Raw genomic sequence first — 23913 nt, forward strand, 5'->3', positions numbered from 1 at the left:
TGACGACTGGGCGCAGCAAGAGTTAGCGCACATACACCTCAACGCGACGGTTGCGCGGTTCGGCGACGTTATCAGGGGTTGGCACCAGCGGGTTGTTCTCGCCGTGGGACTCCACTTCCACCAGTTTCTCTTCCACGCCCTCTTCGATGACCAGATCCCGCACCAATTGGGCGCGCTTGAGAGAGAGGCGATAGTTGTAGTCTTCGTTGCCCACTTTGTCGGAGTGTCCGGTGATGCTCACGTTAGGCGCGGTGCGTTCGCGCACCGTCCGCAGAATGATGGGGAGTTCACGCTGGGATGCATCGGTCAACTCGGCGCCGCCGGATTTGAAGTAGAGCACAAACTTAACCGGCTTCTCCGGCAAGGTTTGCAGCGCTCCGCCAAACTCAGCCTCAATTTCGCTGCTCTTCATCACAAAGGGCTCTTCAAGCACGGCGTCGGCGTCATCCATGCCCACAGCGGCGTTGGCCTGGTCAACCCGTTGTTGTCCGGTATTGTTCTCCACCAGGATTGCGCCGACTTTGCCGTCCAGATTCTCCATCAGAACCACAAAGCTTTTGGGCTTTGGCTTGAGCGGGCGACTCAGTTTCAGTTTATAGTCGATCCACTCCAGGTCCGATTTGGCGTAGCGCTCGTCCACCTGGTAGCGCATCTCTTTGAGTCTGCGCACAAAGTTGGAGAAGTTTTGGCTGGCTTCGGCAAACCCGCCCAATACGCGCCCTTCCAGTTCAACAATGGGTGTCTTGTTGGCGTCATAGGTGATGCGCAGATGGTCAATGCGCATGCTGTTGGTGGCGGCTGTGGTGACTTGATGCAGGATATAATAGAACGAAGGCAGGTTTCGAACGCGCTTGAGACGTTCGCTGAAGTCCACCACTTCGCGCTCCTGCTCCGTCAAGACATCTTTTTTCGGCTGTGCGGAGGCTGATATCGGCAGCAGAAGCGTTGTCGTTAGGCCCAAACACGCCAGGACGATGACGATATGTCGCAATGCGCGAGGAGTCTTCAGGTTCCACAGCATAATGGCTTACCGTTGAATTGACAGCAGAATGTGTCGTGACAGATAAGTTTCAGCAGCTCGCACAAGCCTGCTGAACAAAAGATTCTACACTTTATAGCATACGCGGCGCCATCCACAAGCCATATGCGTCTTTTCATCTGCATCCATCAGCCGTGTGGGCAAACAAAAACGCGCCCCGCTCAACCGCGGGGCGCGTTCTCTGTGACGACCAAGATGCAGTCAATCCGCCGTGGTTTGTCGGATCACTCCACTTTCACCAGGAAGCGGGTGCCGCGCACGCCGATGGTCCCGGTCGGGGTGTTTACAGCCACCTTCTCTGGCGCCAGCTTGGCGATGGTGCCGGAGATGAACTGCAGCGTGCCCTTGGTAATCTTGGAGCCAAACGCCAAGCGGTTATGGCGCGGCTGGAACACAAAGCGGTCCACCACGAATTCGGTAGCGGGGCCGATGGAGATCATGGTGTTGTCCTGGAAGGTCACGCCAATGGAGCCCCCATCGCCGGTGGTGAGCAGGTCATCCACGTAGATGGGGTCGCCCAGGTTCAGCGCCACGTCCTGACCGGAGCGCACGATTTTGGCGTCGCCCTCGAACTTCTTGATATTGCCGATGGGGTCAGCGGCCTGCGAGATGCTGGCGAAGCCGATCATGACGACGGCGGCGATGAGCGTGCGCAGCAGCGACTGAGAGGCGGATTTCAGGGCGAACATGGGGTTCTCCAATTGCAAAAAATGGATGAGATTATAGAACGCTCTACTGTTCTTATTTATTCTGTAACCGACGTTGTGGGGAAGTTGCAAAAAAAAATCCACTCACGACTCTTTTTCTGGACCCGGCAACCCGCCACTTTGACGATCCTGCTCCAGCAAGGCTTTCAACTCATCGAAAGGCAACGGTTTGCTGAACAGGAATCCTTGAATCATATCACAGTGTTGTTGTTGCAGGAAACTGGCTTGAGTCCAGTCCTCCACCCCTTCGGCCACCACTTTCAGGCCCAACGAGCGGGCCAAGCCCAAAATCGCCAGAATAATCGCCTCATCCCCTTCGCCCTGACCCACGCCCATGACAAAGGCGCGGTCGATCTTCAACGTGGAGAGGGGGAAGCGCTTCAGATAGCTTAAAGAGGAGTAGCCGGTGCCGAAGTCGTCTACGGCGATTCCGGCGCCCATCTCCTTAAATTGGTTCATCACGCCGATGGCTTTCTCCACATCGCGCATGACGATGCTTTCGGTGATCTCCAACTCAAGGCGTTTGGGCGAGAGTCGGGTCTGGGACAGCGTGGCGTCGACGAATTTGGCGATATCGCCGTGCTGGAACTGACGACCAGAGAGGTTGACGGCCACATGCAGCGGACCGAATCCCGCTTCGTTGAGGGCTTGGGCGTCGCGACAGGCGGTCTGTAGCACCCATTCGCCCATGGGGGCGATCAGTCCGGTCTCTTCGGCCAGCGGAATGAACGCGCCGGGAGAGACCATGGAGCCATCAGGCAGTCGCCAGCGGATCAAGGACTCCATGCCGACGATGCGTCGCTCGGGAATGGAGACCTTGGGCTGGTGAAACAGGATGAATTCGCCGTTATCCACCGCCTTGCGCAGTTGGCTCTCCAGCGAGAGACGCTGGGAGGCTTTTTCGCCCATGGCGGCGGTATAGAAGCGGAAACCATCGCCGCCCTGGGTCTTCATGCGACTGAGGGCGACGTTGGCGTTGCGCATCAGCTCCTGCGGGGTATCGCCATCGTCGGGGGAGAGCGAAACGCCGATGGAGGCGGAGATGGTCAGGGTTTGTTCGTGGATGTGCAGCGGGTTTTTGATGGCGTCCAGCAGTTTGGAGACCACCACGGCGACGGAATCGGCGCTATCGGCTTCGCGTTGAATGATGCCGAACTCATCGCCGCCAATGCGCGCGATGGTGTCGCTGCCGCGCAGTTGCGCGGTCAGACGCTTGGTCATGGCGATGAGGGTTTGGTCGCCGAAGTCATTGCCCAGGCTGTCGTTGATGAGGCGGAATCCATCCAGCCCGATGATCATCACGGCGAAGCGTTCGCCGCTGCGCAGGGCGTGGTCGCGCACCTGTTGCAGACGGTCCAGGAACAGATTGCGCAGCGGCAGCCCGGTGAGGGCGTCGTGATGCCCTTTTTCGCTCAGGTCGTCGGCGCACTGTTTGACCTGGGACAGGTCATAGAACACGGCGACGAAGTTGCGGGTGTTGTTCTGGGTGTCGGGTATGGCGCTAACCGTGAGCATCTCGGTATAGGATTCGCCATTCTTACGGCGGTTGAGAATCTCACGGCGCCACTGCCCGCTCTGCTTGACCGCCTCAAAAATCTTCGCTTGGCCGCCGTCTTCTTCCAGCGTGTCGCCGCGCAGCAGCGGGGTGGGTTTGCCAATCACCTCCTGCATGCTGTAGCCGGTGATGTTGGTGTAGGCGTGGTTGACCGACAGCGCCACGCCGTTGGCGTCCATCACCACCATTCCTTCGATAGCGTTTTCATACAGTTGTGTGGTGACGCGCAGCTGGTGGGAGATCTCCAGCATGGCCGCGCGATAGCGCTGCGTCAGGTCCGCCAACTGTTGATGCAGGGTTTCGTCGGAAGGGGGCGCAAGCAGTGTGATCAGGTGGCTCAGTTCCGTGTCACTGGCCACCGGGCTGGAGTGGGCCATCACGGCAAACGACGCGCCGCTGGCGGGCTGCGCCAGTAACGGTTGCGGCTCGGAACTGGCGACGCTGAGACTGAAGCCAGGCAGCAGTTGCTGGATCGTCAGCGTTTCAATCTGCTGTCGCGTGCGCGCAAAGCGCTCAAGCGCGGCGGCGTTGGCGTAGCAGATCGCGCCCAGCGCATCGACGCCCAGCACCGGGCAGGGCAAAGCGTCGCCGAGGACAGCGCTGTCCGGCAGGAGGCTCATTTGCGCGCCCATCCGTAAGCGTGAGCAGTCTGTCGTGGCGTCGGTTGAATCACGTTCCATCCGCTGGTTGAGGGTCCGTCTCGTCTTTGCGCGGCGGGGGGCTGGCGGTTCGGTCGAGCAGCGCATCGGCGGTCTCCACCATCTCCCGACCGAGGATCGGTTTCATCAGGTAGGAGCCGACGCCCATCTCGCGCGCTTCATCGGGGCCAGCCAACTCACTGTACCCGGTGCACAGGGCAATGGGAAGGTCGTTACGCAAACTCCTCACTCTTTCGACAAGTTGTAAGCCGGTCAAGCCCGGCATGGTTTGGTCTGTAATGAGCAGGTCGAAGCGCTGCGGATTCTGCTCAAACGCGCGCCAGGCCTCCACCGGGCTGGAGAAGGCCTCCACTTGAAAACCGGCGCGCTGCAACTGACCCTGGGCGGCGTCCAGCACCTCCAGTTCGTCATCCACTAACAGGATGCGCGCGGAGCGCCGGGAGCGGCTGGGGGCGAGGGGGGAGGCGGGTGAGGGGAGGTTGTTTTGCGCTTGCCCCTCTTCGGCGGTGAGCTCGGCGCGGGGCAAATAGACGCTAAAGGTGGAGCCGGAGCCCTCTTGGCTCTCTACGGTGACCGCGCCGCCATGTTTGTTGATGATGCCATGCACCACCGACAGCCCCAATCCGGAGCCCTCGCCCACTTTGCTGGTGGTGAAGAAGGGGTCGAAAATATGCTCCAGATGGCTTTGCGGGATGCCCACGCCGGTATCGGAGACCGAAAGTACGAAGTAGGAGCCCGGCGGCAATCCGCTGGGGGGATCCGGCAAAATACGGTTCTCCAGGGAGATGGAGAGCACGCCGCCGGTCTCACGCATGGCGCGGGCGCCGTTGGTGCACAGGTTCATCATCACCTGCTGTAATTGGGTGGGATCGGCGCGCACCATGCCGTCCTGCTCATCCACCCGGGTTTCGATGCGGATGGTGCTGGGCAGGGTGGCGCGTAGCAGCTTGACCGATTCGCGCACCACGGTGGAGGGGTTTTGCGGCGACATCCCTTCGTCGGAGGGGCGGCTGAAGTCCAGCAGCTGTTTGACCAGATCTCGCGCGCGTCCGCCTGCGGTATAGACCTGGGTGAGATTGCGATGGATCAGGCTGTCGGGCTCCACCTCGCTCAGGGAGAGTTCGGTGAACCCCAGAATGGCGCTAAGGATATTATTGAAATCGTGCGCAATACCGCCCGCCAGAGCGCCGATGGCCTCCATCTTGAGGGCCTGACGCAACTGCCCCTCCATATTCTTGCGCATGGTGATGTCCTGGATCACCCCAACCAGTCCACCAATCTTGCCATCGGCGGTATAGAACGCGCGCTTATTGAAAATGACGTCATGGGAGGCGCCATCGGCATAAGTGAGCCGTCCTTCGTAGCGCTGTTCGCCGCCGCGTTGGAAGAGATCCATGTCGGCCTGTTCATATTTGGTGGCGGTATCGACATCGAGCAGATCGTGCACGTTTTTGCCGATGAGGTTTTGTTCGCTGATGCCGAGGATACCTTCAAAGGCGTTGTTGCAACCCAGGTAGCGGCCACGAATATCCTTGTAGAAGAGCGGGTTGGGGATGTTGTCCATGAGCACGTTCTGGAAATGCAACTGGTCGCGCAGGCGCTCCTCCACCCGCTTGCGATGGGTGATGTCCCGCGCCACCAGTATCACCGAGGGCTCATGAATCTCCGGGTGCTTGCCCAGTGGCGTCATGCGCCCTTCGAAGATGCGCCCCCCCTCTTCAACGGCCAGATGGAACTCGACGATCTGCAAGGAGTTGGTGGCCAGGGTGCGGGCGATGGCGTGTTCAAACTCCTCTTCCACCCCCTCCACCGTGACGCGGTCGAACTGCCGGTTGGCGATCTGCGCGGCGTAGGCGCGGCGGGTGGGTTCATCGGAACTGAGCACCTCCAGACAGCCGCCATGGGCGTCGAGAATCAACACCACGTCCGGCAGCGCCTTGATCACTCCCAGCAGACGCTCTTCTGCGCGTTTGCTGCGCATCAATGTCTGTCCGGAGGAGACCAGCAGTTCATCGAGAATCTTCGCCAGCACCCCCAGTTCGTCACGCTCATGATTGACAGGGGTTTCCAAGCGGCAGGCGTCGAGCTGATCGGGAGAGATGCGCAGCAGGTGCGCAACGATCTGATTCAGTGGGGTGGAGATGTTGCGCTGCACCACCCGCAGCAGCAGCAGGCCCAACAGCAGGCTGCCGCCAAATCCCAGTAGCACGGTCAGCAGCGCGCGTCGCCAGTAGATCTGCGCGGCCAGCGGCGCATCCAGCATCCATTGCAGTCGCCACGGTCCGGGCGCGCCGGCGACATGCAGCAGCGTCTCCAGATCGGCGGAGTCGCCCAGCATCCAGGCGGAAACCTGTGCAGTAAAGCTCTCTTTTGGCGAGCGCTCGGCATAGGCCAGGGGTTTGCCATTGGCGTCGCGCAGCGTCACCATGGTGACAGGATTGGCGTGCAGCAACTGCTGCGTGAACTCGATTGCAGACTGGGGCGTCAGGGGGTGGTCAAAGGCGTCGAACTGGGATTGGGACTGGATGCGCAGCAGGCGGGTCTGCTCGGCCACGATGTGATGGCGCTCCCACTGCATGTCCCACAGCAGGTATCCCAGCGTCATCACAGCGCCAATAGCCAATGAGATGGCCACAGTGATGGCCGCCAGACGCGACGACAGGCGGTGAGTCAGTTTGTGCGCCATGTGACGCTGACTCCTAAATGCGGGTGATTTTCATTTCAAACCGAACCAGTATACTGTGTATGCGCATGATATCCAAGCGCTTTGTGAGCCGTTTTTGGGGCGGCGTGGGGAAAAAAAGCCAGAGCGGCGGCAGGGTTTTGGCAAGCCGTATGCAAACGGATTGAAAGTTATGGGAGCGCGCGCTGAGCACGACCGGTCATGCGCGGTGATTCACTCTGGCTGGGAGCTCAGGATGACGGAAGCGGCATTGCTGTTGTTGGTATTGGCGGGCGCAGGTCTTTTGGCGGGCGTGGTGATTGAGATGAATACGCCGGACGGCGCCGGTTGGATCGGTCGCGAGGGCTGAACCGGACGTTGATGGCGTGTCAGCACAGTGACGAAACGCAAAAAAGCCGCTTCCAGTAGGAAGCGGCTTTTTTGTTGCGCCATGATGGCGGAGGCTAGCCGACTGTCTGATAGTAGATATTCTGTACGTGATTGGCGTCGGCCAGGAAGTGCCAGCGCTCCAGCATCAGGCCGAAAATCTGCACGATGAAGGCGGCGAACATCAGGTCCAGGATATCCAAGTGGCGTCCAGCGATGAGCAGCGCAATGGGGATGGGGAAGCTCAAGAAGAGGAACGCCCACTTGACGCTGCAGACAAAGCTGGGGCTCTTGCCGTGGAAGTACTCCTTGGTGTTATAGGAGCCGCCCATGAAACCCATGGAGACCTGACGGATTTTGCCATGGTGCACGCCCATGGCCGACTTGTGGGTCACCGCCGGGCGCAGGCGTTTGTTGCGGCGCAACTGGATGATGCGGGTGACCATGCCGGTGAGGGTGATGGCGATGGCCCAGGCCAGGATGTAGTCGGAGACGCGCCCGGCTTTCTGCACCGCCAGCACCGCGCCGGCGGTGTAGCCGGAGGCGCTGCCCAGCAGGGTGTAGTTGACCACAGTGAGGCCGCAGCGCCACTCCGGCAGGAACTTGACGCTGGCGTAGACCATGCCGGTGCAGATGAACAGCAGCAGGCCGACGATGGAGGCGATCCACCCCACCAGCAGGGTCAGTTCGATATTCACCAGACCGCCCAGGGTCAGGTGCGGTTGGTTGAAGTCAAAGTAGTGCATCACCCCATACAGGGCCACGAAGCCCATGAACAGGGGCAGCATGATCACTTCGCGCGACAACCACGAGGTGCGCCAGCGCGCAATGGCGCGCCAGCCGCGCGTCGGGTGGCTGAGGTGGAAAGTGGAGGCCAGCAGACCCAGGGACAACAGGATCAATGCGCCCAGCGCGCCCAGGGCGTAGAAGGTGTCGCCGGGCAGCGGCTGCGCCTCTTGCAGGCGCAGATAGGTCTGCGCCGTGACCATGGCGAACAGAAGGCCCTGGCCCGCGCCGATCAGAGTGGTGAGGAAGATCACCGAAAAAGCAGGTTTCATAATATCGCTCCCGATCGATCCGGCTTAGCCGCCGGACATGAAATCGTCCAGGGTGTGGGCGCCCTTTTCCAGCGCCGACAGCTCGCCTTCCACCGCCAGCGGGTTGTCGGTGCGCACCAACTCCTCGGGCTGAATCTCCAGCTCGGTCTTGCGCCGGGGCAGGTAGTGGTTGGAGGGCTTGGCGCCCATCTCCGGCATCAGCACAAAGCCGCCCTTTTCGCGAATCGCCTTGGAGGCGGCGGAGTCGGGATCGTGCACGTCGCCAAACAGGCGCGCCCCCGCCGGGCAGGCCAGCACGCAGGCGGGTTTGCGCTCGGCTTCGGGCAGGTTCTGGTCATAGATGCGATCCACGCACAGGGTGCACTTCTTCATCACCTTCTGCCCGGGGTCGAACTCGCGCATGCCGTAGGGGCAGGACCAGGAGCAGTACTTACAGCCGATGCACTTGTCGTAGTCCACCAGCACAATGCCGTCCTCTGCGCGCTTGTAGCTGGCTTCGGTGGGGCACACCGGCACGCAGGGGGCCTCTTCGCAGTGCAGGCAGCTCTTGGGGAAGTGGATGGTCTCCGTGCTGGGATACTCGCCCACTTCAAAGGTCTGCACGCGGTTGAAGAAGGTGCCGTGGGGATCGGCCCCATAGGGGTTGACGTCGGTGAGCGGGCCCGCCCAGCCGGAAGTGTTCCAGCTTTTGCAGCTGGTGACGCAGCCGTGGCAGCCCACACAGATGTTCAAATCGATGACCAGAGCCAATTGGGTCATGCTTCGTCCTCCCGGCTTACTTCTCTTTGGGGGTGGTGACGCCGATGGCCTTCTTGCCCCCAGCGAAGTAACCGCGCAGTTTATCCTTGATCGCGATCATGCCCGGCAGAATGCCCATGGGGCGAAACTGCGGCGCGGATTTGAGCTTGCTGTCGGGCGGCGCGATGCGGGTGATATTGACGCGCACGTCGAACCACGCCGCCTGACCGGTGACCGGGTCGGAGTTGGAGATATGGTCGCCGGCGTCGTGAGCGGGCAGCTCCTCGGAGATCAGGTGGTTGAGCAGGAAGCCCTGGCGCGACTCGTTGGCGTCGGGGGAGAGCCCCCACGCGCCGGAGGCTTTGCCAATGGCGTTCCAGGTCCAGATGGTGTTGGGCTCCACCGCTTCGGTCAGACGCGCCATACACTCGATCTTACCCCACTGGGACTCCACCCGAATCCAGTCGCCATCCTCAAAGTGGCACTCGCGGGCCACGCGGGGATTGACGTACATGTAGTTGTAGGTGTGGATCTGTCGCAGCCAGGCGTTCTGGCTGTCCCACGAGTGATACATGGCCATGGGGCGCATGGTCAGGGCGTGGTAGGGGTACTTGTTGGTGTCCAGCAGTTGCGACTCCAGCGGTTCGTAGTAGAACGGCAGGGGGTCGAAGTAGGTCTCCACCCGTTTGCGCAGGCGTTCGGGCGGACGCCGTCCGGGACGCTTGCCCTGGGCGGCGAGGCGGAACTGCTGCAACACCTCGGAGTAGATGTGGATGGAGATGGGCTCGGCGTAGCGGATCATGCCGTGGTGGTTGGCCCAGTTGAGATAGCCCCGGTTCCAGTTGCGCATGTACTGATAGGCGCGCGGCAGCTCCTGATGGAACACGCAGCCGTGCTGCTTGTACATCTCCCACTGGTTGCGGTTGGGCTCGCCGCGCATCATCTTCTCGCCGTTCTTGCCGCGCCATCCAGCCAGGAAGCCGACGCCGGAGCCCGGCGCGGTCTCGAAGTTGACGATGAAGTCGGGGTAGTCGCGATATTTGCGCTGGCCCTTGTCATTGACAAAGGCGGGCAGTCCCAGGCGGGTTCCCATCTCGATGAGCACCTCCTGGAACGGTTTGCACTGCCCTTTGGGCGGCAGCACGGGGATGCGCACCGAGTCCACCGGCCCATCGAATTCGGAGATGGGCCGGTCGAGCATCGACATGGCGTCGTAGCGCTCCAGATAGGTGGTGTCCGGCAGCACCAGGTCGGCGAAGGCGACCATCTCGGAAGCGAAGGCGTCGGCCACCACCAGGAACGGAATCTTGTAGTCGCCGTTCTCATCCTTGTCCTTGAGCATGTCGCGGACTTCGGTGGTGTTCATGCTGGAGTTCCACGCCATGTTGGCCATGAATAGCAGCAGGGTGTCGATTTTGTGCGGGTCGCCGCGCCAGGCGTTGGTGATGGCGTTGTGCATCAGGCCGTGGGCGGAGAGCGGATACTCCCAGGAGAAGCCCTTGTCCAGACGCACCGCTTCGCCCTCCTCGTCGACGAACAGATCCTCCGGCGACGCGGGCCAGCCCAGCGGCAGCCCTTCCAACGGCGTGTTGGGGGCGACATCGGCGGGGGACTTGGGCGGTTTGGGGCAGGGCGGCACCGGACGCGGGAAGGGCGAACGGTGGCGGAAACCGCCAGGACGGTCGATGGTGCCCAGAATCGACATCAGGATGCTCAGGGCGCGAATGGTCTGGAAGCCGTTGGAGTGGGCCGCCAAACCGCGCATGGCGTGGAACGCCACCGGGTTGCCGGTGATGCTGGAGTGCTCCTTGCCCCAGGCGTCGGTCCAGGAGATGGGCAGTTCGATCTTGTGGTCGCGGGCGGTGACGCCCATCTCATGGGCCAGCTTGCGAATTACCTCGGCGGGCACGCCGGTAATGCGCTCGGCCCACTCTGGGGTGAAGTCCTCCACCCGCTCCTTGAGCAGTTGGAACGAGGGCTTGACCACGGTGTCGTCGTCCAGGCGGTACTCGCCCAGCAGTTTGGGGGCCACCCCTTCGCTGCGCGAGGGCACCGGCTGGTTCTTCTCCAGATCCCACCACATGCGGTCCTGGGGGTCGAAGCAGCTGTCCGGGGCCTCCTTGCCGCTCTTCATGAACAGGCCGTGGTCATCATTGTCCGGGCTCTGGATCACCAACTCGGCGGCGTTGCTGTACTGGATGAGGAATTCGCGATCGTACAGACCCAGTTTGATCAGTTCATGGATTAGCGCCAGGATCATGGCGCCGTCGGTGCCGGGACGGATGGGGATCCACTGGTCGGCGATGGCCGAGTAGCCGGTGCGGATGGGGTTGATGGAGATCACCCGACCGCCGCGGCTCTTGAATTTGCCCAGCGCCGCCTTCATGGGGTTGGAGTGGTGATCCTCGGCGGTGCCGAAGATGACGAACACCTTGGCGCGATCCAGGTCGGGACCGCCGAACTCCCAGAACGAGCCGCCGATGGTGTAGATCATGCCAGCGGCCATGTTGACCGAGCAGAAACCGCCGTGGGCCGCGTAGTTGGGGGTGCCGAACTGCTTGGCGAACAGGCCGGTGAGGGCCTGCATCTGATCGCGGCCGGTGAACAGGGCGAACTTGGCCGGATCTTCGGCGCGCAGTTTGGTCAGGCGCTCGGTGAGGGTGTCGAACGCCTCCTCCCAGGTGATCTCTTCAAACTGCGCCTCGCCGCGTTCAGCGTGTGCTTTGCGTTTGAGAGGCTTGAGCAGGCGCGCCGGGGAGACCTGTTTCATGATGCCCGAGGAGCCCTTGGCGCAGATCACCCCATGGTTGAGCGGGTGGTCGGGGTTGCCCTGGATGTGCCGCACTTCGCCATCGCGCAGGGTCACCCGCACGCCACAGCGACAGGCGCACATGTAGCATGTGGTGTTCTTTACCTCAACGCGGCCTCGTTCGAAGTCGCTGGTCGTGGTCGGATCTTCCATGGCGTGGTTTTCCGTGGGCTTAAGCGTGGTTGGTCTGAGGCGGCGACAGGCCGGGAAGCGTCAGAGTGGCCGGATTTATCGCGCATAAAGCGGACTAATGGACATAAGCGCGCCTCATTACAGTATGATCATATTCTTATATAAAATTCGGCCATGCGCGTCAACATCCGCCAGCTTTCGCAGGGCAAAGCCGTCCCAGACCGCCCAATGCAGTATTAAAATGGGTATGCGTTGGCGGCGACAATCTGTTACTTTTTCAGCTATGGGGCGCACGGTTGCGCCGGTGGATTATGGTCGATGAGGGCTTGGGCGTCATGATCAAAAAGGAATATCTGGATAAAATCCCGTTCTTTAAAGGGTTTACTGCTGAGCAGAAGGCTGAGATTAGCGCCCTGGAGGATGTGCGGTTTTTGAAATATCGCGCCAATGAGGGCATCGTCAACGAAGGCGATCCGGGCGACTCCTTCTACATCCCGCTGTCGGGCTCCCTGTTGGTGTTCAAGAAGCCCATCGGCGATCCCATCGCCACCATCAAGCCGGGCCATCTGTTTGGCGAGATCGCGTTTCTGAGCCCGCGCAAACGCACCACCAGCATCTCCGCTGAATCGGAAACCATCGTCATCGAGTTCAAACGCTCAATGATGACCAAGCTTAGTCATGATACGCGGGACCTGGTCAAGGACAAGTTGATCAATATTCTGATCCACCATCTGGACGCCCAGCGCGCCTTCTTTGAAGAGGCCAACGCCAACTATCATAAGAAGCAGCAGCACCATGACGATGGCGAGTCATACGCTCATGGCGAGGCGTCCGCTCATGGCGAGGCGTCCGCTCATGGCGAGGCGTCCGCTCATGGCGAGGCGTCCGCTCATGGCGAATCCTCCAACCCCTTCGAGCAGGCCAAGCAGGAGAACGCGGAGATCAAAACCCGCCTGATTTACGAAGGCAAGGATGGCATGAAGATCTACCACCTGGGGCTGCTCAAGGCGCGCATCGTCAAGGGAGAGAACAGCAAAGAGGTGGATATGGCGCCGCTCTCGGAGTCGCTGCCGGGCAATATGCTCAAGGCGTTGGAGAAGAAGGGGCTGGATCCGCGCGACTATCTGACCGCCAATGGCTATCTGGTGCCCAAGCTGGCGGAAAGCGTGTGGAAACAGGCGATGACCCTGGGCGCGGTGCAGAAAAAACAGCAGCAGCAGAACATCGATCACTTCCAAAGCATTGACAACCTCTACTCCTGACCGGAAAAGGGGATAGGGGAATTTTACGCGCCGTGTCCCGCTCTAAATCTGTAGAAGGCGCGTAAGTTGGCGAAAATCGTGATGTAAAAAAGCGATTCGCTGGGAAAGAGTTTTCAGGGGGCGGACATGGACGAAAAGCGCACACGGCAAAGGGCGAAACAATGCGGCGTTTGGTCGCCGCTGTGCTTGAGTGTCTGCGCAATTCTGGCAAGCGCATCGCCGTTGATGGCGCAGAGCGCCCCCCCAGATGTGGCGGCGCGCGCCAGTTGGGATGCGCCGCTGCCGCAGTGGATGTTCCCTGCGCGCGGGACGGCGGAGGTTGCCATGCTCCCGCGCTCGGACCCCGGTTCATCGGTCTATGTCAATGACGCCGAGCGGTCGGAAAGCGTCTCCGGCGTGGATATGCGCCAACCCACCAATGCTGTGTGGCAAGAGCAGCGTCGGCAGAAAGCCAAACAGTGGGCGCGCGGCCATCTGCGCGGCGCGTTCTCTGAGCAACAACGCCAGGCGCGGCGTTGGAAAGCCGCCCAGGATGCGCAAGCCGCCAGCCCCAGCGACGCCGATGGCGCAGCCGCGACGGGAGCCCCTCTGGCGCAAGGGTGGAGCGTGAGCGGTGTGGATCGCTTTACCTGGCGGAACCGCGACACCCGCGGCGGCGTGGCGGATGTTGAGGCGGGCGTGGATGTGAGCGATCAACGCTTCTCGGCGCAGTGGCGCACCGGCGATATGCGCATTCAGGGCGATGTGGAGGCGGGCGAGGGCGCCAGCCTGGAGGCCAGCTACTCCCTGGGCGCCAATATGTCGCTCAACACCCGACTGCACTCCGAAGGCGATGCGGTGAGCATCAACTACTCCAGTCCGTTCTGATTTTCAGCCGATTCGGACAATGGCGGCCGTGTTGCGCGCGCCGTGGGCGTGGACGGCCGCTTACCAAACATACCCCTTTTCATACCCCAAACGGACCAAGAGCTGCCCAGCCAACAGTTTGAAAAGCGTTTTATGTTCTGGCAGCAGATGGTTCACCCAATCTCCGCTTTTGCCCTTACGTTTGAATGAGCTGGGCAGTTTGTTGGCGGCCATGGTCGCCGAGGGCTTGTTGAAGGCGGTCTTCTCCACAATGGCGTCGCGACGCGCGGCGTCCATGGGATAACCAATAAAACGGCTGATGCGATCGATGCTTTCGGCTTTGTGCTCCACCATCTGCTCGAAGGTGACAATCTGATAGGGCACGCCGGACTCGATCCACTGTTGAATCCAGTTATCCATAATCGCTGTGCTGCCCGAGGTGTGGGCGTCATCGGCGCCATTGAACCCGGCTAACAGCAGAGTCAGCGCCTGCTCCTTGGGCAGCAGTCGAACGATGTTGCCGATGTAGTTCTCTTTCGTCGCTTTTTCATCCATATAGTGGTAGTAGAACGAAACCAACTGGTCGCGCGGGTCGCGGTACTGAATGATGACGCGGTAGTTACGCTCTTTGAGCGCCGCCACCAACGACTCGGTGGGATACCAGTGGCCGATGGGAAAGGCGCCGTCAGGCATCTCAGTGAGCAGTTTTTCCGTCACCAGGTTGGAGCTCTCTTCATTGGGCCAATAGAAGGGGTTTCCGGTAATGCCCTGGGCCACGTCGGAGATCAGGTGCGTGCCGCATTTGGGGTAGGAGACAATGAGGAAATTTTGCGGTTCATCCGCCACCGCGAGTTCCGCGGGATGCTCTCCATGGTACGCTGCGTTCTGCGCCAACTCAGGCTCGCGCTCCAGGGCCATGTGAAGATGCCTATCAGCCTCCTCAAAACGGGAAAAATGCTTCAGGATCTGGCTGAGTTCAAAATGTGTTTGCGGTTGCCCAGGATTGATCTCCAGCTCTCGTCGATAGTGCTCCATGGCTTCGCCCACTTCGTATCGCTCAATTCTGTAGCGTCCCAACTGAAGATTGGCGCCGCGAAACATCGGGTCGATTTTCAGCACGCTTTCAAAGCAGCTTTTGGCCCACTCCGCGTGATCCTGATCCGCCAGGACAACGCCCAAATTGTAGAGCAGGTCTGGGGAGCCCGGGTTGAGCTCCACGGCGTGCGCCAAGACTTTAATCGCCTCCTCTTTGCGTCCTGCGCGATAGGCCAGCGTTCCCAGAAGCGTTAATACATCCGAGTTTTCCGGTTCGCGTTTTAGCGCCTCTTGGGCGAGAAATACGCCCTCTTCGAAGCGGCCCATCTGCTGAGCCTCTTTGCCGGCTTCAATGAGCTCTTCGGTCGACATGTTGGCGATGGTTTGAAGGGTCTCTTCAACAGAGGCGGGCATGAGCATTCCTTCGTGTATCAGGCAAAATAAGTCGTGGAAACACAGTGGCGTTACTGAGATGTGCGCACATTGGGCCAGGGGTTGTGGCTCTCCATGCGCGACTGGGTATTGTTCTGCGCCGAATCGGCGATATGCCGTTTGGTCTGCTCGCGGCTGATGGCGCGTTGGCGCATGCGTTCGGCGCGAGTCATCGCCTCATCGCCGCCAAAAGGGTTGCCCCAAAACAGGAGAGACGCCAAGCCGATGGCTACGGCCAAACCGGAGATGAGATAGATCGCCAGTTTGAGCTTGTTTGTGCGCTCTTGTTTTCGCGCGTCGGACGAGGCGTTCTGTGGAATACTGGCCATGGCGGAGGCTTCTCTTTGCAGTGTTTTGATTGAAGCATGACGCAGAGCGTCTGCACGCCGTCATGCAAATAGCTTACCTGAGTCCCCAGTTTCGGGGGGGCGACCACATTTTTGTGGCGATAGAGGCTGCGGGTGACGTTTCAGAGCGAACGAAATATGTTCAAGTTCCTCTAAAGAGTTAAGGCGTTCGTTCGTCTCCCCCCATGAGACGGGCGACGTTCGGGAGGAAAGCTCTGCCCAAGCGGATCTCTTTCGTCTCTCTCCTCATTGCCTCCGCGTCCGGGGCCGTCGCGCTGTCAGCGGCGTGTGTCGGGCGCGATTTTTTGACGCTATTTCCGCACTGTTGGGGCGTGTTAGGCGCCATCTCCCTGGCTTTGTTCGCTTGCATGGTTGGCATCCAAGGCGCACAATTCGGAAAACCGCCCGCGCGTGAGCGATATTTTAACGCGCACCCATTATCCGGGGGATGCCTTGATGAAACGTCGCGATTTTCTCAAATCCACCGCCCTGGCAGGGGCTGTCGGCGCTACCGCCGGAACCTCCGCCGCTCTGGGCGGCGCCGCCTCCGCGCAGGCCGCCGTCACCGGCATTCAAAAGTATGGAACCCTGGGCAAAACCGGGCTGAAGATGTCCGACATCTCCTTCGGCGGCGGCCATCTGCCGTCGGGCTCCATGCTGCTGCGAGCGATGGATCAGGGCATTAACTACATCGACACCGCGCCCGACTACGGCGCCTCCGAATCCCACATCGGCGAGGCGATGCCACGCATTCAGCGCGACAAACTGATCATCGCCACCAAATTCTGCCGCCAAGGCGCCTACCCGGGGCACCTGCCGCTGGGGACCAAAAAGGCGGAGTACATCGCCATGGTCGAAGAGAGCCTTCAGCGCATGAAGACCGACTACACCGACCTGCTCTTCGTCCACGCCATGGGTGAGAAGAACGATCTGGAGGGCGAGCGCAAACGGTTGTTGGATCCAGAGATGCTGGCGGCGTTTGCCGTCCTCAAACAGGCGGGCAAGGCGCGTTTTCTGGCGGTCTCCTCCCATGGCCCCTACAACATGGAGACGTTGATGCTGGAAGCGGTCAACTCCGGCCACTACGACGTCATCATGCCCGCCTTCAACTTTATGAAATTCCCCCGCATCAGCGAGGTGATGAAAACCGCCCACAGCAAAGGGATCGGCGTGGTGGCGATGAAGACGCTGGCCGGAGCCAAAGGGGCCAACCTCAAGGAGCCCGGTCCGTTTGAGCACGCCGCCTTCAAGTGGGTGCTCAAGCATCCCGAAGTGGCCGGGTTGGTGGTGACCATCAAGAGTCGTCGTGATCTGAATCTCTATGTGGGCGCCTCCGGCCAGGCCTTCAGCGCCGCCGACCAGCGCCATCTGGATCAGTATGCAGCGCTGTATGGCCGCGAATACTGCCGCACCGGCTGTTCGGACTGTGAAGCGAGCTGCCCGGCGGGCGTGCCGGTGGGGCATATCCTGCGCTATCGCATGTACTTCGAGGACTACGGCCAGGAGAAGCAGGGTATGGCCCAATACGCGCAACTGGAGACCAATGCCGAGGCCTGTGTGGCGTGTGATGGTCAAGCCTGCAATGCCGCCTGTCCCCACGGTTTGCCGGTGGGCGGCATGGCGGCGGCGGCGCATCGGATGCTGACCCTGGCGTAACTCATGCCCAACCCCGTTCGCGAACCCCCCGCATGGTTGCGCGGCGGCCTGCTGGCGCTGTTGCCTCTGCTGGTCGTCGCGCTTTATGTGACCGGACAGAACTACGATCCGGGTCTGCTCGCCTTCAAAAGCGAGGAGGGCGCAGGCGGCGGTTTGGCGGCCAAACTCACCCAGTCGCCTCCGCCAGGTCTCGCTGTGATGGGCGCGCCGCGCGCCTACGACAAAACCAACCTGTATGAATACATCGACGGCCACGCCGACGCCTTCATCAGCGCCGGTTTTCAAAGCCTGACCGTGGCCGACTACGCTGTGGACGCCAACGCCCCGGCGCCCGATCTGACCGCCGACATCTACCATATGGGCACGCCGCTGCAGGCGTTTGGCATCATGATGGCCGAGGTGACGCCGGACTCTCAAAGCGTGACCATGGGGCAGATGGGCTTCGTCAGCGGTGGCGTGGGGCTGTTTCTGCATGGTCCCTATTTTGTGCGTTTGGGCGCGCAGGGGCCCAATGCCGCGAACATGGACTTTCCCGCCGCCGCCAGCGCGGTGGTCGCCGCCCTGGGCGAGGCGGATGCAGGCAAGTTGCGTGAGCTGTTCGCCTTCCCGGATCTGGGCAAGGTCGTGCGCACCAACTACGTCAAGCAGGACTATCGCGGCCTGTCGTTCTTCAAAGGGGTGATCGACCGGGAGTTTGAACGGGCCGACGGCGGCGTGCTGACGCTGTTCCTGATGCAGGGCGCGCCCGCCGCCATGACGGAACTGGAACGCGCGTTGACGGTCTATGCCCAAGAGGAGGGGCTTACGCCACAGATCACGTCGGAGTCCAGCGCCAAACTGATCGTTTTCCAGGATCCCTATGAAGGGGACTGGTTCGTCTACCTCACCACCACCCGCGCTTGGGGTGGTTTCGCCAAGGCCGACGCCGCGCTCCTCGATCCCATTCGCCAGCTCGCAAACGAGTTGCCGCCCTTTACACCCGCCGGGGAGAAGTCGCCATGAGCGAGGCGGAGACGCCAACGCCGCGTCGGCGCAAAAAACAGCACTCCATCCATGATCGCGTGGTTACGCCGCAGAGTCGGCGCGACTTCCTACGCCACACCGCCGTCACCGCCGGTCTGGCGGTGGGCGCGGTGGGGATCGGGCTGGCTTATCGCAGCGATCAGCCCATCGCCCGGGCGCCCAAGATTCTCAAAGTCCTACCGGACTTTCGCGTGGATGACGCGCCGCAATATCCCAAGCTGGCCATCATTCGCGGCCAGGATGTGCCGCGCATGACCCGCGCCGCCGTAGCGCAGTTGGGCGGCATCGATCGCTTTATCAAAAAGGGCGATCGGGTGGTGATCAAACCCAACGTGGGCTGGGACCGGCAACCGGAGCAGGCCGCCAACACCCGCCCGGAGTTGGTGGCGGCCATGGTGATGTTGTGTCGCGAAGCGGGAGCCGCCTCGGTCACGGTTACCGACGTCTCGCTGAACGATCCCCGGCGCTGCTTCTTCCGCTCCGGCATCCAGGCCGCCGCCCAGGAGGCGGGGGCCGATGTGTGGCTACCGGGCAATAGCGACTTCATCGACACCGATATGGGCGGCAAGCTGCTTACCGAGTGGCCGGTGGCGGCGGCGTTCCACGAAGCCGACAAGCTGATCAATCTGCCCATCGTCAAGAACCACTCCCTGTGCCACGCCACCCTGGCGATGAAGAACCACTACGGCATGATTGGCGGACGGCGCAATCAGTTGCACCAGGACATCCATCAATCCATCGTCGATCTGGCCGCCGCCGCCAAGCCGACCCTCACCGTCATGGACGCCACCCGCGTGTTGATGCGCAACGGCCCCACCGGCGGCTCCCTGGCCGACGTCTCCATTGAGAACACCCTCATCGCCGGAACCGATGAAGTGGCCATGGACAGTTTCGCCCTCGGTTTCCTCAAGTTGGAGAGCGCCCAGTTGAACTATCTGGCTATGGGCGAAGCGCGCGGGTTGGGGGTGGTGGATTGGAAATCCCTCAATCCCCGTGAGGAGCAGGTGGGGTAGTGGTGAGGGAAAAGATTGGAATGCTTTAAGATATCGAGGGCTACGCCCTCGAGCTCCCGAAGATCAAAGGCCAAACCGTGGGGCTCCGCCCCACACCCCGCTGGGGGCGCGGCCCCCAGGCCCCGGAAAATCGGGCCATAAATGTCCCGATTTTCCACCGTTTGAACTTTGCGCGACATGTTTCGACGCAGCGGGCTTGCGGGCTGAATAGGTCCAACATCATGAACATGCCCAATATCCGCGCCATCCGGCGCATCTACGCCATCTTCTTCTTCGGCCTGTTCCTATGGCTGCTGTGGATCCTCGACCCGCAGCATATGAAAGGCTACGAGACCGGCCTGATCCTGGAGTTGAGCCCGCTCACCGCCATCGCCGGGTTCTTCACCAGCGGCACCGTCTACCTCGGGCTGGCGTGGGCGCTGCCCATCATCTTCCTGACCCTCTTCTTTGGCCGCTTCTTCTGCTCCTGGATCTGCCCGCTGGGCATTCTCAACCAGTTCTCCAGTTGGCTGTTCAACCGCCGCCGCCCGGTGGATCAGTACAAAAACAACGCCTATCGTCCCATCTTCCGGCTCAAATACTACATCCTCGCCGGACTGCTGATTCTCTCCGCCTTCGGCGCGCTGCAGATCGGCCTGCTCGACCCCATCGCGCTGCTGACGCGCTCGTTTACGGTGTCGCTCTATCCGGCCATCAATCAGTGGGGAGTTGGTCCTTACTTGAACCAACCGATCTTCCTGGGCGGGGCGCTGATCAGCGCGCTGCTCATCGTGTTGATTCTGGCCAACCGTTTCATTACCCGCTACTGGTGTCGGGTGCTGTGTCCGTTGGGGGCGCTGCTGGGGGTGATGTCGCTGCGTGCGCCGTTTCGCATCCGTCGCGACGTGGACAAGTGCACCGACTGCAACAAGTGTCTGGCCAACTGCCAGGGCGGCTGCGATCCCCACGCCGAACATCGCGTCTCCGAGTGCCATGCGTGCATGAACTGCATCGAGGATTGCCCAGAAGGCGCGCTGCACTATGGTTTGCCGGAGTCGCGCACCTCAGCGGCCAAACCGTTCGACATCAACCGCCGCCGTTTGGGCGAGGTGGCGGTGGCCTCGGTGGTGTTCTACCCCATGCTCAAGAGCGCGGTCTCCGCCTCCACCAAGCCGCAACACCAGACCATCCGCCCGCCGGGCTCATTGCCGGAAGAGGAGTTCAACGCCCGCTGCATCAAGTGTGCGGCGTGCATGCGGGTCTGCCCCACCAACGTACTGCAACCGGCGCTGCTGGGGGCGGGCTTTGAGGGGCTGTGGACGCCGATTCTGGTCAACAAGATCGGTTGGTGCGAACACCACTGCGTGCTGTGCGGACAGGCGTGTCCGACGGGGGCGATTCAGCGCATCTCGGTGCAGGAGAAGGTGGGCGAGAAGCCGTTTGAGAAACCGGTGAAGTTAGGCACGGCGTTCTTCGACCATGGACGCTGTTTGCCGTGGTCCATGCATACCGAGTGCGTGGTGTGTGAGGAGGTCTGCCCCACCACTCCCAAGGCGATCTGGTACAAGCGGGTGGAATTGCTCAAGCGCGATGGTTCGGTGGTGAAGTTAAAGCAGCCGTATATGGCGCCGGATTTGTGCATTGGCTGCGGGATTTGCGAGAACAAGTGCCCGGTGGAGGATTATGCGGCGGTGCGGATTACCTCGGTGGGCGAGACGCGGTCCAAAGCCAACCAGATGCTGCTCAAAGGCAAGTCGTAACGGGCCAGACCAGCACGGAGTAAAAGTGTGTGCGGGAAAGCGGTCGAGTCAGGGTGACTATTGGCCTCCGGCTGGCCGGAGGCGGGATTCTTAAGGGGCAGCGCCCCTTAAGCGGGTCGAGGGCGGCGCCCTCGTGGGGTTTGGGGCGAAGCCCCAATATCTTTAAGCCTTAAGCCGTTTCCCCGCTGAACGGAGTAGGCGTCAGCACAAAGCGGCAAGAGAAGCACGACTTGACGAGCCAGCCAGGAAGCTGTCGGGGAAACGGCGGTGAGCGATATGTCGGCCAAGCCGACAGGAGCGAATGCCGTAGAAGCCGTAGCCAGGGAAAGCCAACAAGTGTTGGTGAAGTTTCTGAATATGCGACAGGTATGTATAGGATCGTCCGCTCCAAGGGAGTCGAGGATGAGCGCGCTACCGCCTTGAAAAATTTATCCTGCGCTGTTTGCTCTGTGTCTATTCCGCTAGCAGGGTGCTGAAATTATGATCTCTTCTCCGCTCACCAGCGCCGGGAAGATTTTTTTCTGAGGTTTTTGAGTTCTGATTGAGTTGAGCCCTCCCTGTTTGTCCACTTATGCGGTCAGAGGGCGGTCATTCCAGCCCTTTTGCGTTCATATTTCCGCCAACTTGCGCATTCGCACCAAATTGTATGCCGCCAAGGCAAAGGTGAAGGCCCATTCCACCCTCTGCTGGCCAATGAAGCGCGTTTTTCATCGTTCCAACCGTCTTGATCCAGCCGAACACCTCTTCAATGCGTTTGCGCTTTCTCTGGCTGATCACATAGCCTGCATGCCGGGTCGTGCGTCCATCAATGGCCGAGCGGCGATTGGTGGTGTTTTGCGCCACATGCGGCGTCACTCGCAGAACTCTCAAGCTTTTCACAAAGTCTTGCGTGTCATAGCCTTTATCCGCTCCCAGGGTGACCGGGTGACGCCCCGGCAATTCAGACGCCATCTCCAGGGCGGCGTCCCGCTCTGCTGTGCCGCTGGCGCAGGTTAATCGGGAGTCAACCACCAGACCGTTGCGATTCTCCATCAGGGCGTGGCCCATGTAGGAAAGTTTGGCCTCTTTCCCTTTGCCTTTGCGGTGGAGACGCGCATCGGGATCTGTCGTGGACGCATGGGTGTCGTTGGCGCGCGTCTGTTTATGAAAATCGACTTCCGGGTTGCGCGATCCTCCGCTGGGCGGATCGCCAGAGCCATCGCGCGGGCGAAAGCTCTTGGTTGACGCCCACGCTTCGATCAATGTCCCATCCACGCTGAAATGTTCGTCAGACAGATATCCGGCTTTGCCAGCCTGGTCTTTGATCTGATTGAAAAAATCCCGAGCAACCTGGGTGTTGATCAACCGCTCCCGGTTCTTGCTGAAGGTCGTCACATCCCAGACCGGATCATCCATCGACAGCCCCACAAACCACCGATACAGCAGGTTGTAATCCAGCTCTTCCATCAACATCCGCTCACTGCGAATGGAGTACAGAACCTGGAGCAGCAAGGCGCGAAGCAGTTTTTCCGGCGCGATGGAGCGCCGTCCCGTCGGGGAGTAGAGTTCCGCAAACGCGTCGCTCAACTCAGCCAGCGCCTGATCAACCAGCGCGCGGATTGATCGCAACGGGTGGCGCTGCGGAATCCGGGATTCAATGGAAACGTAGCTGATCAGTGAAGCTTGCTGAGTATCATCTCCGCGCATAATCCCAACCTTTCCATATGATATCGTTGAGAATTATTATATCATGACGATAATGGACAAGCTCGGATCAAGTAAGACTTTTTCAGCACCCTGCTAGTTTCGGGCTGCGGTGAAGGGAGGTTCGTTTATACTGTTGTCCAGATAAGATAAATAATTTAAAATATCATGGGTTGTGTTGCTTTTGTTGGCGTTAACAATAGTCTCAGGGAGTTTTCACAAATGAGTCATCGATTGGTGAATTCTATACGATACAATCATGTTTTGGTAGTGGCTCCGTTTAGCTGATTTTGTATAAAACTTGCATGGATTTGGCCATCGTTCTCACATGGATAGTGGAGAAAACAGATGGCCATGATTACCGTGCATTGCCCAGAATGTGGAAGCCAAAACGTTGTAAAGAATGGAAAACAGTCCAATGGGAAGCCGCGCTTCCGCTGCGACAATCCAGACTGTAAACGCCGCTATTTCCAAACGACCTACACCCACAAAGGGCGTCAACCAGAGGTAAAACGTCAAATCCTTGAGATGACTCTTAACGGCGCTGGGATTCGTGACACCTCTCGCGTCCTGGGTGTCGGGCGCAACACCATCACCCGAGAGATAAAAAAACACCGGAATCTCACAGGTGAATCTTCCACTTCTGGCTGAACTGGCTTCCGATACGCCGGTCGACGTGGTTCGGGTTGATCAAGCAGAAGCTGATGAAATGTGGTCCTATGTCGGCAGCAAGGCCAACCCTCGATGGATTTGGCATGCCATCGAACGCCAGTCAGGCCGCGTCCTGGCATATGTCTTCGGAACTCGGAAAGATGCTGTGCTCAAAGAGCTGCGTAAACTGCTGGAGCCTTTTGGCATCGCCAACCTGTTTACCGATGATTGGGGCGCTTACCATCGCGTCCCATTGGCCCCAAATCATTTCGTGGGCAAGCGCAACACTCAGCGTATTGAGCGCAAGCATCTGACTTGGCGCACTCGCATCAAGCGACTGGCCAGAAAGACCATCTGCTTCTCCAAATGCGAGGTGATGCACGACACGGTCATTGGCCTGTTTATCAACCGCTACGAGTTTGGTCTGGAAATATAGTGATCAGCTAAACGGAGCCACTACCGTAATTTCGATCAGGTTAT

Annotated in this window: 16 protein-coding genes and 1 pseudogene; 7 read left to right on the top strand and 10 right to left on the bottom strand. The window is 60.2% G+C overall.

All coding sequences use genetic code 11. The features are described from left to right. Positions 1-22: 22 nt before the first annotated feature. The 7 genes from MAIT1_RS11985 to MAIT1_RS12015 form a co-directional block, all read right to left on the bottom strand. Entirely contained in the window at positions 23-1021 is a 999-nt protein-coding gene (locus MAIT1_RS11985; RefSeq protein WP_085442497.1) for an OmpA family protein, read from the bottom strand. 242 nt (positions 1022-1263) lie between these two features. After that, positions 1264-1728, bottom strand: coding sequence for a FecR family protein (locus MAIT1_RS11990; protein WP_085442498.1), 465 nt, complete (start codon positions 1726-1728; stop codon positions 1264-1266). Between the two features lie 102 nt (positions 1729-1830). Next, positions 1831-3921 carry a putative bifunctional diguanylate cyclase/phosphodiesterase gene (locus MAIT1_RS11995; RefSeq protein WP_158089458.1) on the bottom strand — a complete coding sequence of 697 codons (2091 nt, stop codon included), beginning with the start codon at positions 3919-3921 and terminating at the stop codon, positions 1831-1833. Positions 3922-3970: 49 nt separating this feature from the next. Next, entirely contained in the window at positions 3971-6646 is a 2676-nt protein-coding gene (locus tag MAIT1_RS12000) for a PAS domain-containing hybrid sensor histidine kinase/response regulator (RefSeq protein ID WP_085442500.1), read from the bottom strand. A 440-nt stretch (positions 6647-7086) separates the two neighbouring features. Continuing rightward, positions 7087-8067, bottom strand: coding sequence for a dimethyl sulfoxide reductase anchor subunit family protein (locus MAIT1_RS12005; RefSeq protein WP_085442501.1), 981 nt, complete (start codon positions 8065-8067; stop codon positions 7087-7089). A gap of 24 nt (positions 8068-8091) precedes the next feature. Continuing rightward, the gene (locus tag MAIT1_RS12010; RefSeq protein WP_085442502.1) at positions 8092-8826 is read right to left on the bottom strand and encodes a 4Fe-4S dicluster domain-containing protein; all 735 of its coding nucleotides are present in this window, start codon (positions 8824-8826) and stop codon (positions 8092-8094) included. A gap of 16 nt (positions 8827-8842) precedes the next feature. Further along, positions 8843-11767, bottom strand: a complete 2925-nt coding sequence (locus MAIT1_RS12015) for a molybdopterin oxidoreductase family protein (RefSeq protein WP_085442503.1) — start codon at positions 11765-11767, stop codon at positions 8843-8845. Between the two features lie 314 nt (positions 11768-12081). Between MAIT1_RS12015 and MAIT1_RS12020 the strand changes: the two genes are divergently transcribed. Both MAIT1_RS12020 and MAIT1_RS12025 read left to right on the top strand, forming a co-directional pair. Next, positions 12082-13008, top strand: coding sequence for a cyclic nucleotide-binding domain-containing protein (locus MAIT1_RS12020; RefSeq protein ID WP_158089459.1), 927 nt, complete (start codon positions 12082-12084; stop codon positions 13006-13008). 225 nt (positions 13009-13233) lie between these two features. After that, on the top strand, positions 13234-13875 hold the full coding sequence (locus tag MAIT1_RS12025) for a hypothetical protein (protein WP_085442505.1): 642 nt from the start codon (positions 13234-13236) through the stop codon (positions 13873-13875). 60 nt (positions 13876-13935) lie between these two features. On the opposite strand, the gene MAIT1_RS12030 is transcribed toward MAIT1_RS12025, so the two are convergent. Together MAIT1_RS12030 and MAIT1_RS12035 are read right to left on the bottom strand one after the other, a co-directional pair. After that, positions 13936-15303: a sulfotransferase domain-containing protein gene (locus tag MAIT1_RS12030; protein WP_158089460.1), complete on the bottom strand. Its 1368-nt coding sequence runs from the start codon at positions 15301-15303 to the stop codon at positions 13936-13938. Between the two features lie 50 nt (positions 15304-15353). Continuing rightward, on the bottom strand, positions 15354-15650 hold the full coding sequence (locus MAIT1_RS12035; protein WP_085442507.1) for a hypothetical protein: 297 nt from the start codon (positions 15648-15650) through the stop codon (positions 15354-15356). A gap of 474 nt (positions 15651-16124) precedes the next feature. On the opposite strand from MAIT1_RS12035, the gene MAIT1_RS12045 reads away from it, so the two are divergent. The 4 genes from MAIT1_RS12045 (at position 16125) to MAIT1_RS12060 (ending at position 21099) form a co-directional block, all read left to right on the top strand. Further along, positions 16125-17324 (top strand): aldo/keto reductase, encoded by a 1200-nt coding sequence (locus MAIT1_RS12045; RefSeq protein ID WP_143814808.1) that lies wholly within the window; start codon positions 16125-16127, stop codon positions 17322-17324. 3 nt (positions 17325-17327) lie between these two features. After that, positions 17328-18326, top strand: coding sequence for a DUF6599 family protein (locus MAIT1_RS12050; protein ID WP_085442510.1), 999 nt, complete (start codon positions 17328-17330; stop codon positions 18324-18326). After that, complete coding sequence (locus MAIT1_RS12055; protein ID WP_085442511.1) at positions 18323-19360, top strand: DUF362 domain-containing protein; 1038 nt, start codon at positions 18323-18325, stop codon at positions 19358-19360. The genes MAIT1_RS12050 and MAIT1_RS12055 overlap by 4 nt, the downstream gene beginning before the upstream one ends. Before the next feature lie 221 nt (positions 19361-19581). Next, positions 19582-21099 carry a 4Fe-4S binding protein gene (locus MAIT1_RS12060; protein ID WP_085442512.1) on the top strand — a complete coding sequence of 506 codons (1518 nt, stop codon included), beginning with the start codon at positions 19582-19584 and terminating at the stop codon, positions 21097-21099. A gap of 608 nt (positions 21100-21707) precedes the next feature. On the opposite strand, the pseudogene MAIT1_RS12065 reads toward MAIT1_RS12060, so the two are convergent. Continuing rightward, positions 21708-22785: pseudogene (locus tag MAIT1_RS12065) on the bottom strand (IS5 family transposase). A gap of 345 nt (positions 22786-23130) precedes the next feature. Here MAIT1_RS12065 and MAIT1_RS12070 point away from each other — a divergent pair. Continuing rightward, positions 23131-23869, top strand: a protein-coding gene (locus MAIT1_RS12070; protein WP_414673634.1) for an IS1 family transposase whose coding sequence is annotated in 2 segments (ribosomal slippage) — positions 23131-23427 and positions 23429-23869 — 738 coding nt in all. Because the reading frame shifts where the segments join, the coding sequence is not laid out codon by codon here. Positions 23870-23913: the final 44 nt, after the last annotated feature.

This window comes from Magnetofaba australis IT-1 (assembly GCF_002109495.1).
In the GTDB taxonomy this organism is placed as follows: Bacteria; Pseudomonadota; Magnetococcia; order Magnetococcales; family Magnetococcaceae; genus Magnetofaba; species Magnetofaba australis.